At 69.6% G+C, this 22,487-nt stretch carries 21 protein-coding genes and 1 riboswitch; of the genes, 8 read left to right on the forward strand and 13 right to left on the reverse strand.

Annotated elements, in window-relative coordinates:
* Positions 1-393 precede the first annotated feature (393 nt).
* Both Pth03_RS29625 and Pth03_RS29630 read left to right on the forward strand, forming a co-directional pair.
* Positions 394-978, forward strand: a complete 585-nt coding sequence (locus tag Pth03_RS29625; RefSeq protein WP_203947709.1) for a ricin-type beta-trefoil lectin domain protein — start codon at positions 394-396, stop codon at positions 976-978.
* Between the two features lie 18 nt (positions 979-996).
* A complete protein-coding gene (locus Pth03_RS29630) occupies positions 997-3,315 on the forward strand; it encodes a hypothetical protein (protein ID WP_203947710.1) in 2,319 nt (772 codons plus the stop codon).
* 117 nt (positions 3,316-3,432) lie between these two features.
* On the opposite strand, the gene ykgO is transcribed toward Pth03_RS29630, so the two are convergent.
* Complete coding sequence (gene ykgO, locus Pth03_RS29635; protein WP_203947711.1) at positions 3,433-3,555, reverse strand: type B 50S ribosomal protein L36; 123 nt, start codon at positions 3,553-3,555, stop codon at positions 3,433-3,435.
* Between the two features lie 87 nt (positions 3,556-3,642).
* Positions 3,643-4,281 carry a CGNR zinc finger domain-containing protein gene (locus Pth03_RS29640; protein ID WP_203947712.1) on the reverse strand — a complete coding sequence of 213 codons (639 nt, stop codon included), beginning with the start codon at positions 4,279-4,281 and terminating at the stop codon, positions 3,643-3,645.
* Between the two features lie 41 nt (positions 4,282-4,322).
* On the opposite strand from Pth03_RS29640, the gene Pth03_RS29645 reads away from it, so the two are divergent.
* Positions 4,323-4,739 carry a hypothetical protein gene (locus Pth03_RS29645; RefSeq protein ID WP_203947713.1) on the forward strand — a complete coding sequence of 139 codons (417 nt, stop codon included), beginning with the start codon at positions 4,323-4,325 and terminating at the stop codon, positions 4,737-4,739.
* A gap of 327 nt (positions 4,740-5,066) precedes the next feature.
* On the opposite strand, the gene Pth03_RS29650 is transcribed toward Pth03_RS29645, so the two are convergent.
* The 3 genes from Pth03_RS29650 to thiC form a co-directional block, all read right to left on the reverse strand.
* A complete protein-coding gene (locus tag Pth03_RS29650) occupies positions 5,067-6,506 on the reverse strand; it encodes a serine/threonine-protein kinase (protein WP_203947714.1) in 1,440 nt (479 codons plus the stop codon).
* A 61-nt stretch (positions 6,507-6,567) separates the two neighbouring features.
* Entirely contained in the window at positions 6,568-7,296 is a 729-nt protein-coding gene (locus Pth03_RS29655) for an FHA domain-containing protein (RefSeq protein ID WP_203947715.1), read from the reverse strand.
* A gap of 194 nt (positions 7,297-7,490) precedes the next feature.
* A complete protein-coding gene (thiC, locus tag Pth03_RS29660) occupies positions 7,491-9,188 on the reverse strand; it encodes a phosphomethylpyrimidine synthase ThiC (RefSeq protein ID WP_203947716.1) in 1,698 nt (565 codons plus the stop codon).
* Positions 9,180-9,295, reverse strand: a riboswitch (TPP riboswitch). Its footprint overlaps the gene before it by 9 nt.
* Before the next feature lie 110 nt (positions 9,296-9,405).
* On the opposite strand from thiC, the gene Pth03_RS29665 reads away from it, so the two are divergent.
* On the forward strand, positions 9,406-9,888 hold the full coding sequence (locus Pth03_RS29665; protein ID WP_203947717.1) for a hypothetical protein: 483 nt from the start codon (positions 9,406-9,408) through the stop codon (positions 9,886-9,888).
* A gap of 23 nt (positions 9,889-9,911) precedes the next feature.
* Here Pth03_RS29665 and Pth03_RS29670 read toward each other — a convergent pair whose 3' ends face one another.
* From Pth03_RS29670 to Pth03_RS29680, 3 genes are read right to left on the reverse strand one after another with little or no spacing between them, the layout of a single operon-like run.
* Entirely contained in the window at positions 9,912-10,739 is an 828-nt protein-coding gene (locus Pth03_RS29670; RefSeq protein WP_203947718.1) for a methionyl-tRNA formyltransferase, read from the reverse strand.
* A 59-nt stretch (positions 10,740-10,798) separates the two neighbouring features.
* Positions 10,799-11,572 carry a hypothetical protein gene (locus Pth03_RS29675; protein ID WP_203947719.1) on the reverse strand — a complete coding sequence of 258 codons (774 nt, stop codon included), beginning with the start codon at positions 11,570-11,572 and terminating at the stop codon, positions 10,799-10,801.
* Between the two features lie 31 nt (positions 11,573-11,603).
* The gene (locus tag Pth03_RS29680; RefSeq protein ID WP_203947720.1) at positions 11,604-12,470 is read right to left on the reverse strand and encodes an NAD-dependent epimerase/dehydratase family protein; all 867 of its coding nucleotides are present in this window, start codon (positions 12,468-12,470) and stop codon (positions 11,604-11,606) included.
* A 260-nt stretch (positions 12,471-12,730) separates the two neighbouring features.
* On the opposite strand from Pth03_RS29680, the gene Pth03_RS29685 reads away from it, so the two are divergent.
* Positions 12,731-13,603 (forward strand): LysR family transcriptional regulator, encoded by an 873-nt coding sequence (locus Pth03_RS29685; RefSeq protein WP_203947721.1) that lies wholly within the window; start codon positions 12,731-12,733, stop codon positions 13,601-13,603.
* A gap of 100 nt (positions 13,604-13,703) precedes the next feature.
* Here the strand turns inward: Pth03_RS29685 and Pth03_RS29690 are convergent, their stop codons facing one another.
* The 5 genes from Pth03_RS29690 to Pth03_RS29710 form a co-directional block, all read right to left on the reverse strand.
* Complete coding sequence (locus Pth03_RS29690; protein WP_203947722.1) at positions 13,704-14,921, reverse strand: threonine synthase; 1,218 nt, start codon at positions 14,919-14,921, stop codon at positions 13,704-13,706.
* A gap of 111 nt (positions 14,922-15,032) precedes the next feature.
* A complete protein-coding gene (locus Pth03_RS29695; RefSeq protein ID WP_203947723.1) occupies positions 15,033-15,671 on the reverse strand; it encodes a maleylpyruvate isomerase N-terminal domain-containing protein in 639 nt (212 codons plus the stop codon).
* Positions 15,672-15,758: 87 nt separating this feature from the next.
* Entirely contained in the window at positions 15,759-16,589 is an 831-nt protein-coding gene (locus Pth03_RS29700) for a DUF4253 domain-containing protein (protein WP_203947724.1), read from the reverse strand.
* Between the two features lie 147 nt (positions 16,590-16,736).
* A complete protein-coding gene (locus Pth03_RS29705) occupies positions 16,737-19,058 on the reverse strand; it encodes a xanthine dehydrogenase family protein molybdopterin-binding subunit (protein WP_203947725.1) in 2,322 nt (773 codons plus the stop codon).
* On the reverse strand, positions 19,055-19,612 hold the full coding sequence (locus tag Pth03_RS29710) for a (2Fe-2S)-binding protein (RefSeq protein ID WP_203947726.1): 558 nt from the start codon (positions 19,610-19,612) through the stop codon (positions 19,055-19,057). Before Pth03_RS29710 ends, Pth03_RS29705 begins: the two co-directional genes overlap by 4 nt.
* A gap of 132 nt (positions 19,613-19,744) precedes the next feature.
* Here Pth03_RS29710 and Pth03_RS29715 point away from each other — a divergent pair, with 132 nt between their 5' ends.
* Genes Pth03_RS29715 through Pth03_RS29725 form a run of 3 tightly spaced genes read left to right on the forward strand, consistent with a single transcriptional unit; the run spans position 19,745 to position 22,322 of the window.
* Positions 19,745-20,974 carry a Tm-1-like ATP-binding domain-containing protein gene (locus Pth03_RS29715; RefSeq protein ID WP_203947727.1) on the forward strand — a complete coding sequence of 410 codons (1,230 nt, stop codon included), beginning with the start codon at positions 19,745-19,747 and terminating at the stop codon, positions 20,972-20,974.
* Positions 20,975-21,027: 53 nt separating this feature from the next.
* Positions 21,028-21,849, forward strand: a complete 822-nt coding sequence (locus Pth03_RS29720) for a phosphoenolpyruvate hydrolase family protein (RefSeq protein WP_203947728.1) — start codon at positions 21,028-21,030, stop codon at positions 21,847-21,849.
* Between the two features lie 11 nt (positions 21,850-21,860).
* Positions 21,861-22,322 (forward strand): hypothetical protein, encoded by a 462-nt coding sequence (locus Pth03_RS29725; protein ID WP_203947729.1) that lies wholly within the window; start codon positions 21,861-21,863, stop codon positions 22,320-22,322.
* Positions 22,323-22,487: the final 165 nt, after the last annotated feature.

The following is a 22,487-nucleotide window of genomic DNA, read 5'->3' on the forward strand; positions in this document are numbered from 1 at the left end:
GACCCCGCCGAACAACACCGACGGCGCCACCCCGGACCACGGCCCCAGCAGCGAGCGGAGACCCGCCCTGATGGCAGTCGCACCCTGAGAATCCGGCGTTCCAGTAAGGAAGGCAGCGCCGGAAATCCGCCCAGTTCGAGAACCGGCCGGTGACGTGCCTCGACCACGGACGGACGGCGGACCATGCCCGTATGCAGAGGCTCTGGCGTGCCTCTGTCCAGTGCCGCGCGGCAAGATAAGGGCCGGCCGCGTGAGAGCAGCCCGTGAGGTCGCTCGCGACAGGGCCTCCACGCGAACATTGGTCAGCGAAATGCCTGATCAGCGCCGATGGTGATTGTCCTGGCTTCCGTTCACAATTGGGTGGGTTTTCGCCGACGGAAAGGCAGCCCTGTCATGAAGCGATTCCTGCGCTGTGCACTGATGGCGGCGGCAAGCATTCTGCTGACGGCGGCGCTGGCTTGGGTGCCCGTAACACCGGCGGCGGCAGCCGTCCCTTCCGTCGTCTACATCAGGCCGCTGACGGTCGCGCGTCACCACGCCGACCGCGCGCCCGTCGCCGTCGGCCGCGATCGCCGCGCGGCGGCCATGGACAGACACGTCGGTGTGCAAGGGGCGCTCGGTTACGGCGCCCCGGTGAACACGCTCACCGGCAACCCGTTGGTGTGGGACATGACCGTTGTCTCCACCTATCAGGGATTCCAGGTGGTCACCTTGGCCGTCATCGGCACGCCGTTGTGCCTGGGCAAGGTGCCCAGCCCGGCGACGAGCACGGCGGTGGTCCTGTACGGCTGTGACAACGGGCCGTACCAGCGGTGGTTGCTCCAGCGCACGTCGACCTACGGCGAGGCGAAGGTGTATTACTTCCGGAATTTCGTGCAGGGCGTTCCGGGAGACTGCCTCAAAGTCAATCCCACCGGTCCCTCCTCGGTCGGGGCCTGCGTCCCGCATTTCGACGAATACGCCGTCTTCGTCATCTGACGAATAGTCTCGGCTTTCATGCGCTTGACGGATCGGCTGGCGGACACGTTCAAGCTCTTCGGGCCGGCACAGGACCGGCCACGAAGGGTGCGAATTCTCAGCGCGGCGGCTCTCGCCCAGGCCTGTACGGCCGGCCGAGCCGTACGCGCCCGGGAGGGTGAGGGCCTCGTCGTGCCCGCCCGGCTGGTGCGTGAGCTGTGCCGCGGCGGGCGTGAGGAGGTCGACCCGCGTGGACTGACGATCGAGGGCGCCAGGATCGACGGCGACCTCGACCTGAGCGGGATGCAGGTTCCCTTTCCTCTGCGTTTCATCCGCTGCTCCTTCGACCGGCCGGTCAATCTGGACGGCGCCGACCTGCACGTGCTGACTCTGGACGCCTGCACGGTGCCGGGACTTCTGGGCAACGGCATGCGCGTGCGCCGCGACCTGGATCTGTCGCGATCGCGCATCACAGGTGACCTGTGGACGTCCGCGAGCACCTCGTGTACGGCGGCGGTCTGGCTCTGCGAGTCGGAGATCGGCGGCCGCATCCTCTGCCTGGACACGGTCATCGACTCGCGCATGCGGGCCGTACAGGCCGACCGGATGCGGGTCGGCGGAACGATCCGATTGCTCCACGGATTCGAGGCGCGTGGAGGGATCCGGCTGCTCGGGGCTCAGGTGGAAGGCTCGCTGGACTTGGCCGGAGCCAGGCTGACCCGGCCGGACCGGGGGCTGGCCCTCGACCTGGGCGATGCGCACATCGGCGGAAGCGTCTTCCTCATCGACGACCGGACGGGCCGCCGTCCACTGATCCGAGGCAGCCTCGATCTCGGCAACGCCCGGATCTCCGGGGAGTTGCTGGTGCGCAACGTGACCATTGAACCCACGGAAGAGGTCAGAGGAGCGGGCTATTCGAGCAGCCGCGGCGGGGGCACCGCGGTGAGCGCGCCCGGCCTGTACGTCGGCGGAGACCTCAGCGTCGAAGGCGCATGCCGCATCGGCGGCGGCGTCGACCTCGCGATGGGTTCGTTCAGCACCATCCGCATCCGCAGAGGATGCGAGCTGGCCGCGGGCGGCGGGCGCGCGCTCGACCTGACCAACGCCGAGCTGCGCTCCAGCCTTCTCATCGAGGACGGCGTGGCGGTCCGGGGCACGCTACGGCTGGCCGGGACCCACATCAGGGGCGACCTCACCCTCGAGGGGACGACGTGGAGCGACCCGGAGGGCGGCTCGCTCATCGCCGCGGAAGGGGTCGTCGTCGACAACGTGGTGAACCTGAGGAGGCTGGAGGCGAACGGCGGCAGGCTGAGGTTCCGCTCCGCGACCGTCGGCGGCATCGTGGACGCCCATGGCGCCCGGCTGCACAATCCGGGCGGTGAGGCGTTGTCGCTCCAACGGGCGGTGGTGCGCGGTTCGGTGTCGCTGTCGGGAGGCTTCGCCGCCGAAGGCCGGGTGCTGCTGAGCAGGTGCACGGTAGAGGGGAGCCTCGACTGCGAAGGCGGCACGTTCGCCGAAGGGCTCTGGGCGGTGGCGGCCATCGCGCGCGGAGGCATGCGCCTGCGATGGGCGCAGGTGCCGCCCGTGGTCGACCTGACGGGCGCATCCACCACCGTGCTCACCGACGACCCTGACCGGTGGCCGCGCGCGACGGTGATCGCCGGATTCGCCTACGACCGTTTCGACGGCTCATGGGACTGGCGGGCTCGCAGGGACTGGCTGCGCGGGATGAGCTCGTTCGACGCCGGGCCGTACGAGCAGGCGGCCAGGGTGTTGCGCCAGCACGGCCGCGCGACGGAGGCCGAACGGCTGCTCATCGAGCAGCGCCGGCAGGCGCGCAAGGCGGCGGCCTCCCGCGGCCGCTCGCCCCGCCAGTGGATCCGAGGCGCGCTCGACCTGCTGTACGGCCTGAGCGTCGGCTACGGCTATCGGCCGGGACGCACGTTGTGGCTGCTCGGCGCGTTACTCGTCGTGGTGGGGGTCATGATGGCGACTCCCGCGGTCCAGCAGACGATGCGGGCCACCGACCCGCGGGGCAACGTGTACGCGGTGGACGGGCGGCTCGTCACGGTCGACGGCGCCGTTGCGGGGGAAGACGCCACCGCGGCGGCGGCGCCGCGCGCCGCCCGCCCGGGGCCGTGCGGGGACGGGCAGGTGCGCTGCTTCGACCCGCTGTTCTACAGCGTGGACACCGTCGTCCCGCTCATCTCACTGGGCCAGCGGGCGACGTGGTATCCCGAGACACGCAGCGCTCACGGCTCGCTGGTCTCGACGCTGCTGAACGTGGCCGGCCTGCTGGGCTGGTTGTTGTCGACGGTGGTCGTGCTCTCGTTCGCCAGGCTCGCCCGACCGGCGTGATCTGAAATCTTGGCTTGTTGACGGTGCAGGGGGAGAGACGACCGTGCGGCGCGAGATTCGAGGCGGTAGTTCCTCGGTGAGAGGGCACCCCCTTCGGAGTGCCCTCTCAATGTGCCGTCAGCCCTGACGGCCCTTGAAGCGCGGATCCTTCTTGTTGATGACGAAGACCCTGCCCCTGCGGCGCACGACCTGCGCGCCAGGCTTGGCCGTCAACGAGCTCAAAGAGTTGCGGACCTTCATCGCTCACACCTTCCTTCGAGCACATCCCCGAGGCGGGGACGGTGTGCGGTGGAGGCAAACCACGACACCGCCCCGTGCATTCCCGGGTTACTCCGTCATCGCCTGTGACCCGTCGCGCGTGTGTTGCCGGGCCCGGTAGGCGGTCGCCTTGGCGCGGTTCTGGCACGACAGGTCGCAGAACCGGCGGGACGCGTTGCGGCTGGCGTCGTAGAACACCCGGTCACACGCCGCGGCGGAGCATCGGCCGAGCCGCGCGGCCCGCCCCGCACCGATGATCATGGCGATGCTCGTGGCCATGTCGGCGACGTAGGAGTCGACCGGTTTCTGGCCCACCGCGTGGAACGCCAGCACCAGGGGCCGGCCTGGCCGTCCGTGCAGGTTGGGCATGGCCTGATGGGCGGCCAGCAGGTCGTTCAGCACGTCGGCCGCGGTCTGCACGTCGCCGCCCACGCACGCGTCGAGCGCGACCCGGAGACGCCGGACCGCCGCCGTCAGCCTGGTGGCTTCGTCGGGGCCGAAGGGCGCGGTGTGGATGCCGTCGAACGCGGAGAGGGCGTGTTGGATCACCGCCAGCTGATCGCCTCCCGAGCGTGCCGGCTCGACGGGTTGGCCGTGGGCGTGCTCGGTTACGAGGTCGTTGACCAGGCGCAGAGCGAGGCCGGCGAACTCGGCGACGTAACTATCAAAAGTCTGTTGACTAGTGATGGAGGCCGGATCTATCGTCACTGCCGTATCTTATCTAGCCAGTGATGGATGGAGCCCCCCAAATGCTCGCGATTCCGTTGAGTGACGCCAGCCGTATCGTCGCCGGCCTCCTGCTGCTGACCATCGTGACCATCGAGTTCGGCGGCTGGTTCATGACGAAGATCGTCCGCGGTGATGTGCCGATGACCGACTTCCAGAAGGCGTTCGCCCGGGCCGGGCACGCGCACGCGGGTGTCCTGGTGACGCTCGGTCTGGTCTGCCAGATCCTGGCCGACGCGACCACGCTCACGGGCGCGGCGGGATGGGTCGCGAGGCTCGGCGTCCCCGCGGCGGCCGCCCTGATGTCCGGCGGGTTCTTCGCCGCCTCGGCCGGTCGCGGGCTCACCGGCCCCAATCGGTTCATCGCGATCCTCTGGCTCGGCGCCGCCGCCCTGGCGATCGGCGTCGTCACCCTCGGCATCGGCCTCCTCACCGCCTGACGGCCGCCGCCTTGGGTGTGGCCATCAGGCCACACACCTTGGGGGTGATCATGCAGAAGCTCGGTGATCACGGCTCCTACCTGCGCCGACTCGATCCGTGATCATGCAGAAGTTCGACTACTGAAGGCCTGGCCTGCGCGTTCTCGCTCCGTGATCATGCACTCGGCGCGGCAGTGCATGATCACGATCGGGGTTTTCGCAGGTCGTACGGCATGCGGCCGAACTTCTGCATGATCACGATGTGGGTTTGCCCAGGTCGTACGGCACGCCGTCGAACTTCTGCATGATCACGGGGAAATGGTGGGTCACGGGGAAGGGGGGCGGGGGTCAGGGCTGGTATTCGGCTCGGTATTCCTTGACGCGATCGATGTGGGCTTGCAGGCGGGCGGGGATGCCGTTCTCCCGCCGGATCACGTCGTCCGACGTGCGGTAGGCCGCGGCCCCGAGCAGCCCCCGGTCTCCCCGCACCCCGGCGAGCAGCGGCAGGCGCATGCACAGGTAACGCCCGACCGCGGGAATGGAGTCCTCGGGCGGCAACGGCGGCACCGGGATCGTGCCTCTCCGGTCCGGCGGAAGGTAGTAGCGCAACACGGAAGGCGTCCATCGGGCGATGCCGTACTCATCCTTCGCCGGGTCGGACAGATCAGGATCGAAGCCGCTTTCCGCCTTGAGCATCGCCGCCACCAGAGCTGGGCTGAGGCCGGGCTCGTCGCACATGGTGCCCGCCTCGACGATCAGCGCCCGATACCGCTCCGGGACGTCGGCGTCGGCGCGCAGCCACCGCTCGTGCGAATGACCGGCGAGCGGGACCGCGCCCACCGTGCCTGCCAGGAGCATGGCGGCGGACGCCGCGGCGAGGAGCCTGTCCCGCCCCCGGCGGGCCGCCGGGACCGAGCCCGTCAGCACGCGGGCCTGGCGAAGCTGCCGGGCGGCGGTGGGGCGGGACTTCGGGCTCGGCGCGAGGCAGCCGGCGATCCAGGAACGCCAGCCCGGCGGCAGCGACGCCGGCAGCGTGAGAGGTCGCTCACCGATCGCGTACTCGGCGGCGGCGACATGACGGGCGCGCGCGGTCGGCGCGGTGAAGGGAAGCCGCCCGGTGAGCAGCTGGCAGGCGGTCGTTCCCAGCGCCCACACGTCGGCGGACACCCGTACGGCATGGCCCCTGTCGGTGAGCGACTCGCCCCAGCGCTCGGGGGGCACGTAGTCGAGCGAACCCATCGGGGGGAGGTACCCGTGGGTGCCGTCGATCTCGGTGGCGAGGCCGAAGTCGGCGAGCTTGACCGAGCCGTCCGCCATCAGCAGCACGTTGCTCGGTTTGAGGTCGCCGTGCATCCACCCTTCGGCGTGCAGGTGGGCCAGGCCCTCGCAGATCTCGATGATGAGGCGTGCGGCGCCGGGCACGGGGACGCCGTCGCGGACCAGGTCGGCGAGTGATCGCTCCGCGAGATCCATCACCAGGACGCAGGCGCCGTCGAGATCGGGACAGCCGGGGTCGTCGACGACGAGCGTCTCCCTCAGCCCGATCAGGCGGGCATGCCTGACCTGGCGGTGCAGGCGTATCTCCCGCTGGGTCATCTCCTGGAGATGACGCAGCTGCCGCCGGGTCACCGTGCCCGTCGGCATGATCTTCAGCGCGGCGGCCGTCCCGTCGCAGTCCCGGCCCTCGTAGACGCTCGCCCAGCTGCCTGAGGCGATCGGCCGGCTGACGCGCCAGCCGCCGATGCGGTATCCCACCGGAAGACTGACCGCCCACCCGTCGGTACGCATCGTCGTTCGCCACTCCTGCAATCCCGCTATATCTGGAGAGGTGAGCATATTGGGGTGGTCGTTACGGATCGAGTAATTTCAGGTGCTCGTCGGTCACCAGATCGAATCGCAGGGCGATGGAGATGAGCGCTCCCCGCTGCCAGTCGGCCTTGCGCGTGCTCGGCATCGGCTTGACGCGCAACTTCGTCCGCGCCAGATAGTCGATGTGGAAGTTGACCGCGGCCCGGGACAGATCGGCGTAACCCGGAACGCCGCTGAGCCGCTCGATGACCTCGGGCACCGTCGGGATGACCGCGGACGAGCCGTCGCGCAGGCGCGGCTCGCACAACGCGACCAGCACGAGGAAGTATTTGGCCGACTGGTCCAGGGAGAACGCCGAAACGGTGGGCTCGCCCGCCAACGCCGTGTCGGGCAGGTCGAGGTCGAGGAAGCTGTGTTGCGGGGCGAAGACCAGGAAGGAGCACGAGCCGCCCGCCACCGGAATCACCACCCGGGCGAACTCGAACGGCACGGGCGCCTCCGCCCGCAGAGGAGTCACCTTGAGGAACTCGCCGCCGCCTTCGGGGTTCTCGACGACCAGGGTCGACGTGCGGCTGAGATTGGTGAGCAGCCAGTAGTCCTCGACGGCTCTGATGACACCGGCCCTCCGCGAAACCCCCGGGTGGTCGAGCACCAGGTCGACCGGCGCCGATGCGGAGCTTCGCCCGAAGGTGGCCTCCTGGCCGGGGGAAAGCTCGAGGACGGCGGGTTCGGGACCGACGCCTTCGGCCTGAAGAAGGATCGTCCGCACGCCCATTGCCTCCTCTAACCTTCCAGGTTCACAGAACATCCTTTCACTCGCCAGGATTGTCCCCGTTCGCGTCGAAATCGCATTCCCGCCTGGGGACACCGCCGCGGCAGGCCATGCGGGGGCGGGCGACGCCGTGAGCGGTGGGCGGGAATGCGATTTCGTCGTGACGAGAACCGGACTCCCGCCCGCGCGCCTCAGTCCGTCAGCGGAAGGTAGACCCGGCCTCCCTTGGCCGCGAACTCCTCGGCCTTGGCCTTCATCCCGGCCTCGATCTCGGCTTCGCCGTACTCCGCGTTGATGCTTCTGCTGATCTTCATCGAGCAGAACTTGGGCCCGCACATCGAGCAGAAGTGCGCGGTCTTGGCTCCCGCCGCCGGCAGCGTCTCGTCGTGGAACGATCGGGCGGTGTCCGGGTCGAGGGACAGGTCGAACTGGTCCTCCCACCGGAACTCGAACCGGGCGTCCGACAGGGCGTCGTCCCATGCCTGAGCCAGGGGATGACCCTTTGCCAGGTCGGCCGCGTGCGCCGCGATCTTGTAGGTGATGACGCCGGTCTTCACGTCGTCCTTGTTCGGCAGCCCCAGGTGCTCCTTCGGTGTGACGTAACACAGCATGGCCGTGCCGTACCAGCCGATCATCGCGGCGCCGATGCCCGAGGTGATGTGGTCGTAGCCGGGGGCGATGTCGGTGACGAGCGGGCCGAGCGTGTAGAAGGGGGCGTCGCCGCAGAGCTCGCGCTGCAGGTCGACATTCTCCTTGATCTTGTGCATCGGCACGTGGCCCGGCCCCTCGACCATCACCTGCACGTCGTGTTCGCGTGCGATCCGGGTGAGCTCGCCGAGGGTGCGCAACTCGGCGAACTGCGCCTCGTCGTTGGCGTCGGCGATGGAGCCCGGCCGCAGGCCGTCGCCGAGTGAGAACGCCACGTCGTAGGCGGCGAAGATCTCGCACATGTCCGCGAAGTGCTCGTACAGGAAGCTCTCGCGGTGGTGGGCCAGGCACCAGGCGGCCATGATCGAGCCGCCGCGCGAGACGATGCCGGTCTTGCGCCGCGCGGTGAGCGGAACGTGCGCCAGGCGCACGCCGGCGTGCACGGTCATGTAGTCGACGCCCTGCTCGCACTGCTCGATCAGCGTGTCGCGGTAGACCTCCCACGACAGGTCGGCCGCCACCCCGTTGACCTTCTCCAGCGCCTGATAGATCGGTACGGTTCCCACGGGCACGGGGGAGTTGCGGATGATCCACTCACGTGTGGTGTGGATGTCGCGGCCGGTCGACAGGTCCATGATCGTGTCGGCGCCCCAACGGGTGGCCCAGGTCATCTTCTCGACCTCCTCCTCGATCGAGGAGGTCACGGCCGAGTTGCCGATGTTCGCGTTGATCTTCACCAGGAAGTTGCGGCCGATGATCATCGGCTCGCTCTCCGGGTGGTTGACGTTCGCCGGGAGGATGGCGCGTCCGGCGGCCAGTTCCTCGCGGACGAACTCCGGCGACACTCCTTCCCTGGCCGCGACGAACTCCATCTCGGCGGTGATCAGTCCGCGCCGGGCGTAGGCGAGTTGCGTCACCGGCGCGCCCGTCGCCCGCAGCGGCCGCCGCCCGTCCCCCTGGAAGACGGTGGTGCGGCTGCCCGCCCACGCCGCCTGGTCCTTGAACCCGTCGTCGACCGGGCGCACCTGCCGGCCGCCGTAGCGGGCGACGTCGCCGCGCGCGAGGATCCAGTCCTCGCGCGAGCGCGGCAGCCCTCGCGTGACGTCGGTGGTCACCGCCGGATCGGTGTACGGCCCGGACGTGTCGTAGAGCCGCACCCGTTCGCCGTTGGACAGCAGGACCTCACGCATCGGGACCCGCAGGTCACCCTTGTGGATCTTGGAAAAACGCGCGTCACCCATCGCGCAACTCCCTTCGCCGGCATTACCCGGAGCAGGTTCTGGCGGTCGGCGGCTGACTGGTAGCCGTCCTCTCAGCCCGGTCACACCGGGCTCCCGCGTCGGACGGCGCAACCGTAACCCGGCATCCGGGAGAGCACAAGGGTCGCGATCAAGAGGGCGGAGGCTCGGGAACCTTACGAGGCCGGGCGGAGTAGAAGCAGCGACACCGGGAGGAATCTTGCGCGCACCCCTTCACGCGACGGTCGTCGTCGCCGTCGTGTTCGCCGCGACCGCCTGCACAATCACGTCCGGCCCCGCGCCGTCCGGTTCTGCGCGTCCGCCGGTCAGCGCCGCGAGCGCAGCAGATGCCGGCTGCCGTACGCCGAAGGAGCCGCAGGCGACGGGCCTGGCGGACGTGCGGGGCGTGGCCCAGAACGCGGAGTTGTGGGCCCTGCCGTTCGCGCCGCTGCCGTTCGCGCGCGGCAAGGAGATAAAGATCGTCTGGCGGATGACCGGCGCCGGGCCGCTGGAGATCGGCGCGACCCTGCCGGACGGCACGCGGGCGACGCGCGTGTGGGGCCCGGAGGAGCACGGGGGGTCGAACTGGCGGCGCCCCGGCCAGGAGTGGGGAACCGGGTTCGTCTTCCCCAAGGCGGGATGCTGGCGGGTGCACCTGACCCGCACGAGCGGGACGGGAGACGTCTGGCTCCCCGTGGCCTGACCGGGCTGATCGCGGGTTTGCGGCTACCCGGTGATGAGGCGGATCGCCTGGTCGCCTGCCTGGACCGTCCAGCCGTCGTCGTGGTGTGCCAGCACCGTACCGGGAGCGGCCGGCCCGTCGGATGAGATGAGCCGCAGGCCGGTGACGATCGCCTCCGTGCCGTCGAGCAGCACGCGGGCCTGAGGAGAGGTGACGTTCAGGGCGGCGACCTTGCGCCGGAGCGTGGCAGCGGGCTCGGTGAGGTCGATACGGCGCTCCGCCTCGGTGTAGAACGGCGCTTCCGTGGCTTTCGCCGGGTCCTGCGGAGTGCCGCGTTCGCCGGCGACGGCCCGGGCGACGCCCTCGTCGAGCACCTCGGCCAGCATCTCGTTCCACGCGGCGAACAGGGCGGGTCCGTCGAGGTCGTCAGGCAGGGGGCGCTCGCGCTGGCTGAGGATGGCTCCGGTGTCGAACTCCGCCTCCGTCCGGTGCAGGGTGGCCCCGACCGTGGTGGCTCCCTCGTAGATGAGCCGTCCCGGATTGGGGCCACGGCCGACCGGCAAGGGCGACGGGTGCAGGTTGAGCGCGCCGTACTTCGGGAGGCCGAGGATCTCGGCGGGGATCAGCCGCGGGAAGGCCGCGGATATGACCAGGTCGGGAACCAGCGAGGCGATGACCGGGGCGGCGACCGACCGCAGGTCGCGGGTGACCAGCACGCTGGTCTCCCGGGGGAGTTGCAGCACGAACGGCGCCGCGTTCTTGTCGTATCGGTCGCTGGTGCCGACCGGCGGCGTCACCACCAGCACGATTTCGTGGCCGCGCCGTTCCGCCCATTCAGCGATCACGTTGTAACCGGGCAAATATGCGTTCAAGGTCACAATTCGCAATGAATCGGTATTCACCGGGGCAGTGTGCCATATAGAGGTTAATGTCAGGCGAAGCGCTCGATGGTCACGGGGATGAGCCCCTGAAAACGCATCTCCGTGGTCAGCTCCCGCAGCAGCGGGCCGATCGCTGTGGCGTACGGACCGGCCAGCAACGCCGTCACGTCGAGTCCCGTCGCGTCCAGCCCCCCGGCGACGCCCGCACCGATCCGGCGGAGGTCCCAAGTGAACAGGTCGGCGCCCGCGTGCAGCCGGGCCGTACCGGCGACCCGGGCGTGCGGATCGGCGGCGAGGTCCATGCTCCACACGTCGCGCAGGTGGGCGAGGTGGCCGGAGTCCAACTGCCCGGCGAACAGAATCCGGTAGACCCGCCTGTCGTGGTACCCCTCGGGGACCTCCGGCGGGCCGAACAGCAGGGGAGCGGAGCTCGGGAACGGCTCACGGTCGTGGAACCTGCTCCGCAACGCGGTCTCGCCGGGAAGGTCCTCCCCGGCGAGACCGCGGTAGACGCTCTCGGCTTCGCTCCTGCGGGCCGCGACGATCCGGGACCGGAGCAGCGGGTCCCTGCGCATCTCGCGGCTGAACGCCGCCGAGTTCCACCATTCACCGTCCGCGGCGCTCCACCCGACCGAGTCGAGGCCGACGGCCGCATGGTCGTCGCCGTACACGTACTCCTCGACGACGATCCCGTCCACCCGGGCGGGGCCGGTCTCAGAGTCGGTCTCAGAGTCGGTCTCAGAAAGGACCAGGTAATAGTCGAACGGGGACGAGGACGAGCCGACGACCGCCGTTTCGCTCAGGCGGTTGATTCCGGTAGCCATACGGCACATTCTTCTCGTCCTCGTCCACAGGTCAGGCGCCGGCCAGTTCGGCGAGCACGTCGCGGGCGGCCGGGCGCCAGCCGAGCTCCGCGCGGGCGCGGGCGCTGGTGACCTGCTGGTCGAGGGCGAACGCGTCGGCGAGCGGGCCCATCTGCTCATACGCCTGTTCGAGCGTGATGGAGGCGACCTTCCCGGGGATCCCGTTCGCCTCGGCGACGGCGCGGGCGATCTCCAGCACGGTCGGCGCCTGGTCGGCGGCGGCGAGGTACTTGCGGCCGGGTTCGGCGCCGAGGGCGAGCACGTACAGTTCGGCGACGTCGTCGACGTGGACGACGGCCCACCGGTTCGAGCCCGTCCCGATGTAACGGACCTCGCCGTCGCGCCGGGCGGGCTTGGCGTAGAACTCCTCGATCAGGCCGCGGCCGCCGCCGTACACGACGCCCGGCATCACCAGGACGGGCCGGCCGCCCTGACCTGCGCGGGCGAGCACCTGCGCGTCGCTGCCCGGCAGCCAGGAGACCAGCGCGGGCGGAGCGGCAGGGGAGTCCTCGTCGGCCACGCCGGTGGTGTCGCCGTACACCCAGGTTCCGCTGGTGTGCACGTACGGGCGGTCGCCCGCGCCGTCCAGCATCGCCGTCGCCGCGGCCAGGCCGATCTCGGCGACCTCCGGTCCCTGGTGCTGGGCGAGGTTGATGACGCCGTCGGCGTCGTCCGCGGCCTTGCGGAGGATGTCGAGGTCGGTCAGCCCGCCGCGCACGACCTCGGCGCCGAGCGCGCTCACCGTGCGATCGGCGGCGTCGCTGCGGGCCAGGCCGCTGACGGTGTGCCCATGTGCGGTGAGGGCACGGATGACCGCCTGGCCGAGATACCCGGAGCCGCCGGTGATGAAGACCTTCATGGTGCTGAGTTCCTTCTGTGTGAGTTGTGCGTGAGTCGTGCGAGAAGAGTCCGATCAGCACGTTCACGGCGAACACGTGCTCCAGCCCGTCCACGGTCTCGACCGCGGCATTGTGGATCACCGCGCCCGGTCCGCGTTCCTGGCGTGCAGCGTCACGTCGTGGCCCTCGGCGGTGAGGACTCTTTTCACGCCGTCCACTCTGATCCGCGGACGCGGGGGCCGTCCAAGACCTTTGCGGGAGGCGGTAATACCCTCAGGGCATGGCGTATGCAGATGTCGACCTGCGGAAAATCCGCTACTTCATGGCGGTGGCGGACGAGCTCAACTTCGGCCGGGCCGCGGAGCGGCTGCACATCGCCCAGCCGGTGTTGTCCCGGCAGATCCAGGCTCTGGAAAAGGAGCTGAACGCGGAACTGTTCACCCGGGACAAGCGCAGGACCGCGCTGACGGCGGCAGGGAAGCAGCTGGTCGTCGACGCCGAACTGCTGCTCGCCGGCGCCGAGGCGCTGCGCCGCCGGGTGGCCCAGGCGGCCCGCGCGGCGGACACCTTCACCGTGGGCTTCATGCCCGGCCTCACCGTCACGGGCCCGGTGCGCGCCCTGGGCCGCGCTCATCCCGGTCTCACCGTCGACGTGCTGCGCACCGGATGGGCCGACCAGGTGGCCGTGCTGCACGACGGCCGGGCCGACATCGGCTACGTGCGCCTTCCCGTCGATCCAGCCGGCCTGGAGATGCGGCCGCTGTTCAGCGAGCGGCGGGGCGTGCTGCTTCCCGCCGATCATCGGCTGGCCGGCGAGGAGTCCCTGCACATCGCCGACCTCGCCGACGAGCACCTGCTCCAGCATCCGGACGCCGTGCCGGAGTGGAGCCGCGTCGCCGCGGAGATGCGCGAACCGCGCCAGGTCGCGTCCAGTACGGCGGAGCGCACCGTGGAGGAGAAGCTCGAACACGTGGCCACCGGCCGGGGGATCAGCATCCTCCCGGAGTCGACGGCCATGTATTACCAGCGGCCCGACGTCGTCTACGTGCCCATCCTCGACATCCCGCCCAATGAGGTGGCCCTCGCCTGGCTGTCGGCGCGCCGCGACCCGCTCATCGCCGAGTTCGCCGCCCTGGCCACCAAGATGTCCTGAGCCCGTCAGCGATCACTCAGTCGCCGGACGACATCGTCGAGCCGGGTACGGAGCGGGGCGACCTCCTCGTGCGGGTTGTACGTGCTCGCGGTTCCCGCCGTCAGACGAGGTGGCCGTCCACCGGGAGGACAGGCGCGTCCACCGGCACCGTCGCCGGGTATTTCAGGCCGGCTCCGGTGTTCAGGACCACGACCTGTTCGTCCGCGCCGATCCATCCCGACGCGCGCAGCTTGCGCGCCGCGGCGAAGGCCGCCGCGCCCTCGGGGCAGACCCACGTCCCCTCCAGGGCCGCGACCTGCCGCAGCTCGTCCAGCAGTTCGCCGTCGGTGACCGTGACCGCCGTGCCGGACGTCTCCGCCAGCGCCTTCAGGATGAGGAAGTCTCCGAGAGGCTTGGGCACGTTGATGCCGAACGCGACGGTACGGGATCCCTCCCAGAAGCGGCTCTCCTGCTCTCCGGCCTCGAACGCGCGGACGATCGGCGCACATCCTTCCGCCTGTACGGCGACCAGCCGGGGCAGGGGGCCAGAGATCCAGCCCAGCTCGCGCAGCTCGTTCAGGGCCTTGTGGATGCCGATCAGGCCGACCCCGCCTCCGGTCGGGTAGAGGATCACGTCGGGCATGCGCCAGCCGAGCTGTTCGACGATCTCGATGCCCATGGTCTTCTTACCCTCGATGCGGTACGGCTCCTTGAGCGTCGAGGTGTCGAAGACCCGGCCGCCGGAGGCAGCGATGAGCTCGCCGACGATCCGCCCGGCGTCGCTGATCAGGCCGTCGACCAGATGCAGATCGGCCCCCGAGGCCACGCACTCCCGCCGGGTGATCTCAGGCGCGTCCACCGGCATGACGATCGTGGTGGCAAGCCCGGCGCGTGCGCCGTACAGGGCCCAGGCGGCGCCAGCGTTGCCGTTGGTCGGCATCGCCAGCCGCTCGATCCCCAGCTCGGCCGCGCGGGACACGCCGACCGCGGCGCCACGCGCCTTGAACGAGCCGGTGGGGATCAGGCCCTCGTCCTTCATCAGCAACCGCGGCAGGCCGATCCGCTCGCCGTACCGCGCCATCGGCAGCAACGGGGTCAAGCCCTCGCCGAGGGTGGTCACCGCCTGCGGGCTCCTGACCGGGAGCAGCTCGTGGTAGCGCCACAGGTCGGGGGAGCGGAGCGCGAAGTCACCGGGGCTCACCGAGTCGCGAACGGCAGCCAGGTCGTAGCGGGCCAGCAGCGGTGATCCGCATGCTTTGCAGAGGTTCTGCGGCTGCTCGCTGTCGTGCTCGGCCCCGCACCGGCCACACTCCAAATGGGTCAGCTGGCTGAAACTCACACCTGCTCCTCGGCTGCTGCTCTGATGGACACTCGACGAGAGCTACGCCGATACTGTGACATACGCCGTCAAGGGTCCGGCGGTCCGGGGCGGGGCCGCACGGGGGGTGCGTCAGAGCGCCGAGACCGATGCGGGCGCGCGTTCGGCCCGGCTGAACGCGCGGACGACGTTGACCGCGCCGTGGCGGCGCAGCGCGATGCGCGACAGCAGATCGACGACGGTCTCGACGGCCTCGGCAGGCAGCTCGGGCGTCGGGATCCCGGCGCTGTAGGCCAGGTCGTCGCAGTGGATGACGATCTCCAGCAGCCGGCTCGTCACGAAGTCGTCGAGGCTGATCGCCCACGGCCCCCACGTGGGACGCCGCACCGGCCGGGAGGGCGCCCCCGGCAGCACCTCACGCAGTTCCCGGACCACGGCGTCGACCCGGCCGGCCAACGCGGCGGGGCCGTCCGCCGCGTCCTGTTCCCCGCTCGTCCTGATGAGCACGTTGAACGGATCGTCGAGATCGGACCCGATCCAGCTCACCCGGGTGTAGTACTCGTGGATCGGAATGATCGGCTCGACGGGCACCGGTTCGGCGAGCACCTTGGGGATGAAGAAGATCTGCCCGGCGAGATGACCGGCGAGACCCTGGACGCTGAGTTTCGGCAACGCGCTCGGCCCGTGCCAGGCGGCGGCCACCTCGGGGGAGGCGAGGAGTCTCGCCGCCGACGCGGCCGCCGTGAGGTAGAGCTCTCTGGTGTGGGGCATGCTGAAGCCTCCGACGGTCCGTGGTCGTGTCTCCGACGGCCAACGCCGCGTCGTGGCGAAGCATTCCGCAGGAGCATGGTCCGAGCCTCAGTCCCACCAGAAGGCCCAGCTGTTGACGCCGACCAACCGCTCGGCGTAAGCCCGGAGGGTGTACGGGCTGTGCCCCTGCTGGATGTTGTCCGGGCAGAAGGTGAAGTGCTCGGCCGCGACGTGCAGCGCGTGCTCCATGGTCGTGGGAGGAGCGGCGACGCTGACGTAGAGGGTGTCGAACCCGACCGCGACCACACGGGCGCCGAAGCGGCTCTCCCAACTGCGCAACATCGCGGACAGGGGCGGGGTCTCCTGATGGTTGCACGGGCCCGTCCAGCCCATCACCGTGAGGGCGTCCGCGCCGCGGTCGGCCGCCACGAGGCCGAGATGCCCGTGTTGCCCGTCGAGCTGCTTGGCGTACCAGTCGGCGGCTTCGCCCGGGTCGGCAGAGGGCTCGCCCGGCGGGGCCAGGCCGGGACATTCGGGGCCGAACGGCTCGAGATCCTCGAAGTCGTCGGTCCCTTCGTCGTCTTCCTCCTCCACCCACTCGGCCCATTCGTCCGCCATGTGGTCCGCCGCGTCGTACGCGTCGATCTCGGCGGCGGATTCGGGCGTGAGCTCGCCGCTTTCCCATGGCCGGTCGGTGGCGCCGTCGAGATCGTGCAGCAGAAGCAAGGGCCAAAGTCCCGACTGAGGGTGCCGGGCGCGGAAGGCCGCCCAGGTGGCACCGTCGATCGGCTGGTTGCTCATCCAGAAAACCGGTGCGGGGGACGAGTCCGCCGTCATGAGGCGCCCATCGGGCAGCGGGACGTCCAGCCTGCGGCCGGCGGCGCCGCCGCGAAACAACGGGGCAAGCGCTTCAGGCAGCGGGAAGTCACTGTCCGTCATCGGGGATCCTCACGTGTCGGCTGATCGACTCTCCCAAGGGAGTGGTGAGGGCACCGTACTCGGGCAGACCGACAAGTCCGGCGATCACGGGTGTCGCCTGCAGATGCCCACGGCCCCGCCGTGGCCGCGGAGCCGTGGGCAATGCGGTCATTCGGCGAGTGCCGCCTTCACACGATCGGGGGTGAACGGCAGAGTGCGGATGCGCTTGCCGGTAGCCGCGAAGATCGCGTTGCCGATCGCTCCGCCGATGGTGCCGATCGCCGGTTCACCGGCACCCAGCGGCGGCTTGTCCGTGTGGTTGATCAGGATGGTTTCGATGGCCGGAACGTCGCTGAAGCGCATCACCTCGTATCCCGGGTTGGAGGCGTTCGTCTGCCAGGTCACCGATGTGATGCGGTCGTCGGTGTAGGACACCTGCTCCTTGAGGGCGCGTCCGATGCCTTGGACGACGTTGCCCTCGATCTGGTTGCGGAGCCCGTCGGGATTGATGATGAGGCCGCAGTCGTGCGCGACGACCACGCGGGTGACGGTCACCTTGCCGGTCGCGGGGTCGACCCGCACCTCGACATAGGCGGCCGCGTACGCGTTGACGACTTCGTACTGCTGGAACGCGACACCGGCGCCCGTGCCGTCTCCACCGGCCGGCCGTCCGCGCCACATCGGACGCAGTGCCTCGCAGACCGCGACCGCGCGAGGGTCGGTCAGCGAGGCGATCCGCAGTTCCAGCGGGTCGTGGCCGCCGGCGTGGGCCAGCTCGTCGAAGAACGACTCGTTGGCGAAGCTGTTGGAAAAGCCGCCGAGAGATCGGAGGGCGGTCGTGCGGGGGATCCGGTACGTCAGCGGACTCGCCGCCACGGCGGACGCCGGACCGGTCGTCTCGAAACTCTTGAGGAGGCGGGCCTCGACCCGCTGCGGGAAGCCGTACGTCACGGGCGCGTTGCGTCCCGACGTGTCCACCGAGGTGCTCGGCAGCGGCGCCGGCAACAGGCCCATGAGCGCGCCCGCCAGCAGCGTGCCCGGGACACCGGCGACCGGCCTGCTGTTCGCGGTCGCCGCGTAGTTCAGATGCGACCAGGCGATGATGCCGTCGGGGCCGACGGCACCCTGCATGTCGTGCGCCTGAGCTCCGCCGAGCGGCTCCCAGCCGTGCTCGTCCTGCCGGGTCCACTGCACGCGCACCGGCTTGCCGACCGCCTGAGAGAGCACGGCGGCATCGGCGGCGCAGTCGTCGGCGCCGTTGTGGCCGTAGCACCCGGTGGCTTCCACGTAGATCACCCGGACGGCGGAACGCGGGAGTCCGAGCAGCGGAGCGATCGCGCCGGCGAGGGCGTTGACATCCTGGGTGCCCGACCAGATGGTCGCTTGGACACCCGTTTCCGGGTCCGGTGTCCGACGGACGTCGGCGACGGCGCTGGAGGCGCCCATCCCGGCGTGCATGTGGAAGGGGGAGAAGTACTGCGAGCTCAGGACCTTGTCGGCGCCGGCGAGGATCGGGGCGACGTCGTCATCGATCTCGACCACCGATGTGTAGTGGTTGGCCGGGTCGCGGACCGCGGTCGGAAGGTCGGCCTGAGGGATCAACTTGGCCCCGCTGGTCCAGCTGACCGTTATACCGGTCCTGGACGAGGCCGCGGCGGACGCGGCCCACTCCGACGTGGCCACCACGCCGATGAACCGGTCGCGTTGCACGACGTCGACGAAGCCCGCGATCGCCTTGGCCCGGTCGAGACCGCCGATGACGGGCTGCGTGGCGTTGCGCCCGGAGGGCCGCACCACCCGCCCGTGCAGCATGCCCGGCACCTTCACGTCGTGCAGGAACCGGAAGGTCGCGTTCGCCTTGGCCGGGAGGTCGACCCGCGGCACGCTCGTCCCGACGACGACGTAGTCCTCGGCCGCCACGAGCGGCACGGTCTGATCGACCGGCCGGACGGTGACCCCGCTCTTGAGGAGCTTCTTGTACGTCACGCTGCGCCCGGACGGCCGGCCATTCAGGTAGAACCTGCCGTTCTCGGCCGCCAGCTGCTCCGGAGCGACCTTGAAATATGCGGCGGCCCGGTGCAACAGCTCCTGGTAGGCGGTCGCCGCCGCCTGCTGGAGTTGGATGCCACCGTTCTGGACGGTCTTCGAGCCGGCGGTGACGCCCTGACTGACGCTCAGCAGGGTGTCGCCCTGCACCCATCCGACATCGGCCACACCGAGCCGGAGTTCCTCCACGACCATCTGGGTCAACGCGGTCTGGACGCCGGTGCCCAGCTCCACCTTGCCGCTGTAGACCGTGATCTCCTTGTCGGTGAGGACCAGCCACGACTGTGTCGTGTCCGCCGGCGCCCCCGCCGCTGTCACCCGCACGAGCCCGTCCCGGTCATGGGACGCGGCCGAGGCCGCCTTCGCGGGTCCTGCCAGTGTGAAGCCGATGGCGATGGCGCCGCTGCCGAGGAGGAACTGCCGCCGGGTCGTCTGCGTGTTCATCGGGCCATCTCCTCGGCGGCCGAGCGGATGGCGGCGACGATGCGCGTGTGGGTGCCGCAACGGCAGATGTAGTTCCGCGTGTTGCCGGGTGCCGCACCCGACAGGAAGGCTTTGACCTCGTCCTCGGAGGGAACCGAACGGTCGCCACCCGCTATACGCCCCTCGATCCAGCCCAGCGACCCCATGATCATGCCGTTGATGCAGAAGCCGCATTGGCCGGCCTGCAGTTCGACGAACTCACGCTGAAGAGGATGGGGGTCCTTTTCATCGTGCGACAGGCCGTCGAGCGTGCGCACCTCCGCCAAGTCCTCAACCGTGTGCAGCTGGACGACGCACGAGCGCGTGGGCACGTCGTCGACGAGCACCGTGCACGCACCGCACTGGGCCAGGCCACAGCCGAATCTGGGTCCGTGCTGTCCGAACTGCTCGCGCAGCCAGTACAGCAGGATTTCGGAGCTCTCAGAGGCGCCCGAGCCGATCGCCTGATACTCGGCGGTTACTTCCTTGCCGTTTAGGAGAATTGTCCTGAATGGCATGCAAAATCCCTGTTCCACTAGTCGGGTCGGAGATCAACCTCTCTGCCTGACTCGTGCGAGATGGACTAGGGCATCCATTTCGCCCAACAGGGGACGAACGGATTGTTTCCAAAAGGTGCTGTTGGCTCTGCTCAGAAGGGTGGGATCGGTATGGCCGCTGTCGTCCTTGTCGGCACCCTGGACACCAAATGCGCCGAGTACATCTGGCTGCGCGACCGGCTGCGGGAGTACGGCGTGACCACCACCTGCATCGACGTCGGCACCTTCTCCGACGGTGGGGGGATCGCCGACGTCGGCCCGGCGCAGGTCGCCGCCGCCGCAGGGAAGGATCTGGAGGTCCTGCGGGCCGGCAACGACCGCGGCGCCGCCATGGCGGCCATGAGCGCGGGCGCCACGGCCGTCGTGTCACGGCTCTTCGCCGAAAGAAGGCTCCACGGCCTGCTGGGCGTGGGAGGTTCCTCCGGTTCCTCCGTGGCCGGCGCGGCGATGCAGGCGCTGCCCGTCGGCGTGCCCAAACTCCTGGTGACCACCATGGCCGCCGGCGACGTACGGCCCTACGTGGGCGCCAAGGACGTCACCCTCATGCCCTCGGTGGTCGATGTGGCCGGCATCAACCAGATCTCCCGCGCTACTTTGGGAAACGCCGTGGCCGGCATCGCCGCCATGGCGGCCGCCTACGAGAGCCGAATCACGGCGCAAGAGGGGCACCACGACAGGCCGTTGGTCGGCGCCACCATGTTCGGCCTGACCACTCCCGCCGTCGACGAGGCCAGGGCCAGGCTGACCGAGCTCGGCTACGAGGTCCTCGTGTTCCACGCCACCGGTGCTGGTGGACGGGCCATGGAATCCCTGGTGACCGACGGCTTCCTCGCCGGGGTGCTGGACCTCACCACCACCGAGCTGGCCGACGACCTGCTCGGCGGCGTGCTCTCAGCTGGACCGCTGCGGCTGGAGGCCGCGGGCAGGGCGGGGATTCCCCAGGTGGTCAGCGTCGGCGCGCTGGACATGTGCAACTTCGGGCCGCGCGAGACCATCCCGGACAGGTACGAAGGCCGCACCTTCGTCATTCACAACCCCACCGTGACGCTCATGCGGACGACGCCGGACGAGATGGCGGAGCTGGGCCGGCGGATCGCCGCCAAGCTTCGCGGCGCCACCGGGCCGGCGGAGGTCTGCCTGCCGACCAAGGGGGTCTCCGGAATCGACGTCGCAAGCGGGCCGTTTTACGACCCCGAGGCTGACGCGGCCTGCTTCGCCGCGATCCACGAGGGACTCGCCGGCTCCGCGGTGTCCGTCCATGACGTCGATGCCGCGATCAACGACCCAGGTTTCGGCAGGGCGGCCGCCGACCGCCTGCACCACCTCATCACGGGCACGTGACCCGCGTCCCGGGTAGCGCACGACCACGCACAGATCGGGAGGGACGACGCATCGTGGACCGCAAGGAAGCACTCGCCCGGCTCCGCGCCACCGTCGACGCCGGCAAGCCGATCATCGGCGGAGGCGCGGGTACCGGCCTTTCCGCCAAGTCGGCCGAGGCCGGGGGCATCGACCTGCTCATCGTCTACAACTCCGGGCGCTACCGCATGGCCGGGCGAGGCTCGCTGGCCGGGCTGCTCGCGTACGGCGATGCCAACGCGATCGTGCTGGAGATGGCGAACGAGGTCATCCCCGTCGTCAAGAACACCCCCGTCCTTGCGGGCGTCAACGGCACGGATCCGTTCCGGCTCATGGGGCCGTTCCTCGACGAGCTCAAACGGATCGGGTTCACCGGCGTGCAGAACTTCCCCACGGTCGGCCTCATCGACGGCGTCTTCCGGCAGAACCTGGAGGAGACGGGGATGGGGTACGGCCTGGAGATCGACATGATCGCCGCGGCGCACGAGCGCGACCTGCTCACGACGCCATACGTTTTCGACCCCCACCAGGCCGCCGCCATGGCCAGAGCCGGCGCGGACCTTCTCGTGCCGCACATGGGCCTGACCACCAAGGGCACCATCGGCGCGACGACGGCCATCACTCTGGAGGAGGCGGCCAGGCGGGTCCAGGAGATGCACGACGCCGCGAAGAAGGTGAACCCGGACATCCTCGTGCTCTGCCACGGCGGGCCCATCGCCGAGCCGGCGGACGCTCAGTACATCCTTGAGCACACGGAGGGTGTGGTGGGCTTCTTCGGCGCCTCCTCCATTGAGCGGCTTCCGACGGAGCGTGCGATCACGGACCAGACCAGGGAGTTCAAGTCCATCACCTTCTGATCCTGCGCCCGATGCAAGTTACTTCCGCTGACTTATCCGCGTTCAGCGTCGACGCGAAGTTGCTCTATTGCCGAGTGTTGGTGAGCTTGGCGCTGGCCGACGCCCTTCTCGATCCTCGCGAGATCGCGAATCTGTATTTGTTCGCATCGACGATCGGTCTCGACGGCGAAGCGCGATCGGAGTTGCGCAGTGAAATCACTGGGGCGCAACGCGACGCAGGGGTCCCCGACGCCACGGTGGAGCTGTCCAGGGAATTGCACGACCTCCTCGAGGAAGATCAGCGCGAGCCGGTGTTCACGGTGCTGGTGCGCGATCTGGTGCGAATTTCGCGTGCTGACAGGCATGCTGCGGACGCCGCGCGTGATCAGCGTCTCCGGCCTCGGCGGGGCGGGAATCACCTCGGGTCTGGCGGCCCTGGGGTTCGGCGGCCTGCTGGGCCTGAGCGCGATGGCACGGGATCGGCACGGTGGTGATTCTCGGGGTCGCGGTCCATCAGGGCGTGCGTTACGTGCTGGCCACCAATGAACGCGAACGAGAGAAGCGACGCGAGCATCTGATTCAGCAAGTCATCAAGAATCACCAGCAGGCAATGGCCGAGCTCATAACTTGCAATCGGCTGTAGCGGTTCGCTTGGCGGG

It is taken from the genome of Planotetraspora thailandica (assembly GCF_016863335.1).
Classification (GTDB): Bacteria; Actinomycetota; Actinomycetes; order Streptosporangiales; family Streptosporangiaceae; genus Planotetraspora; species Planotetraspora thailandica.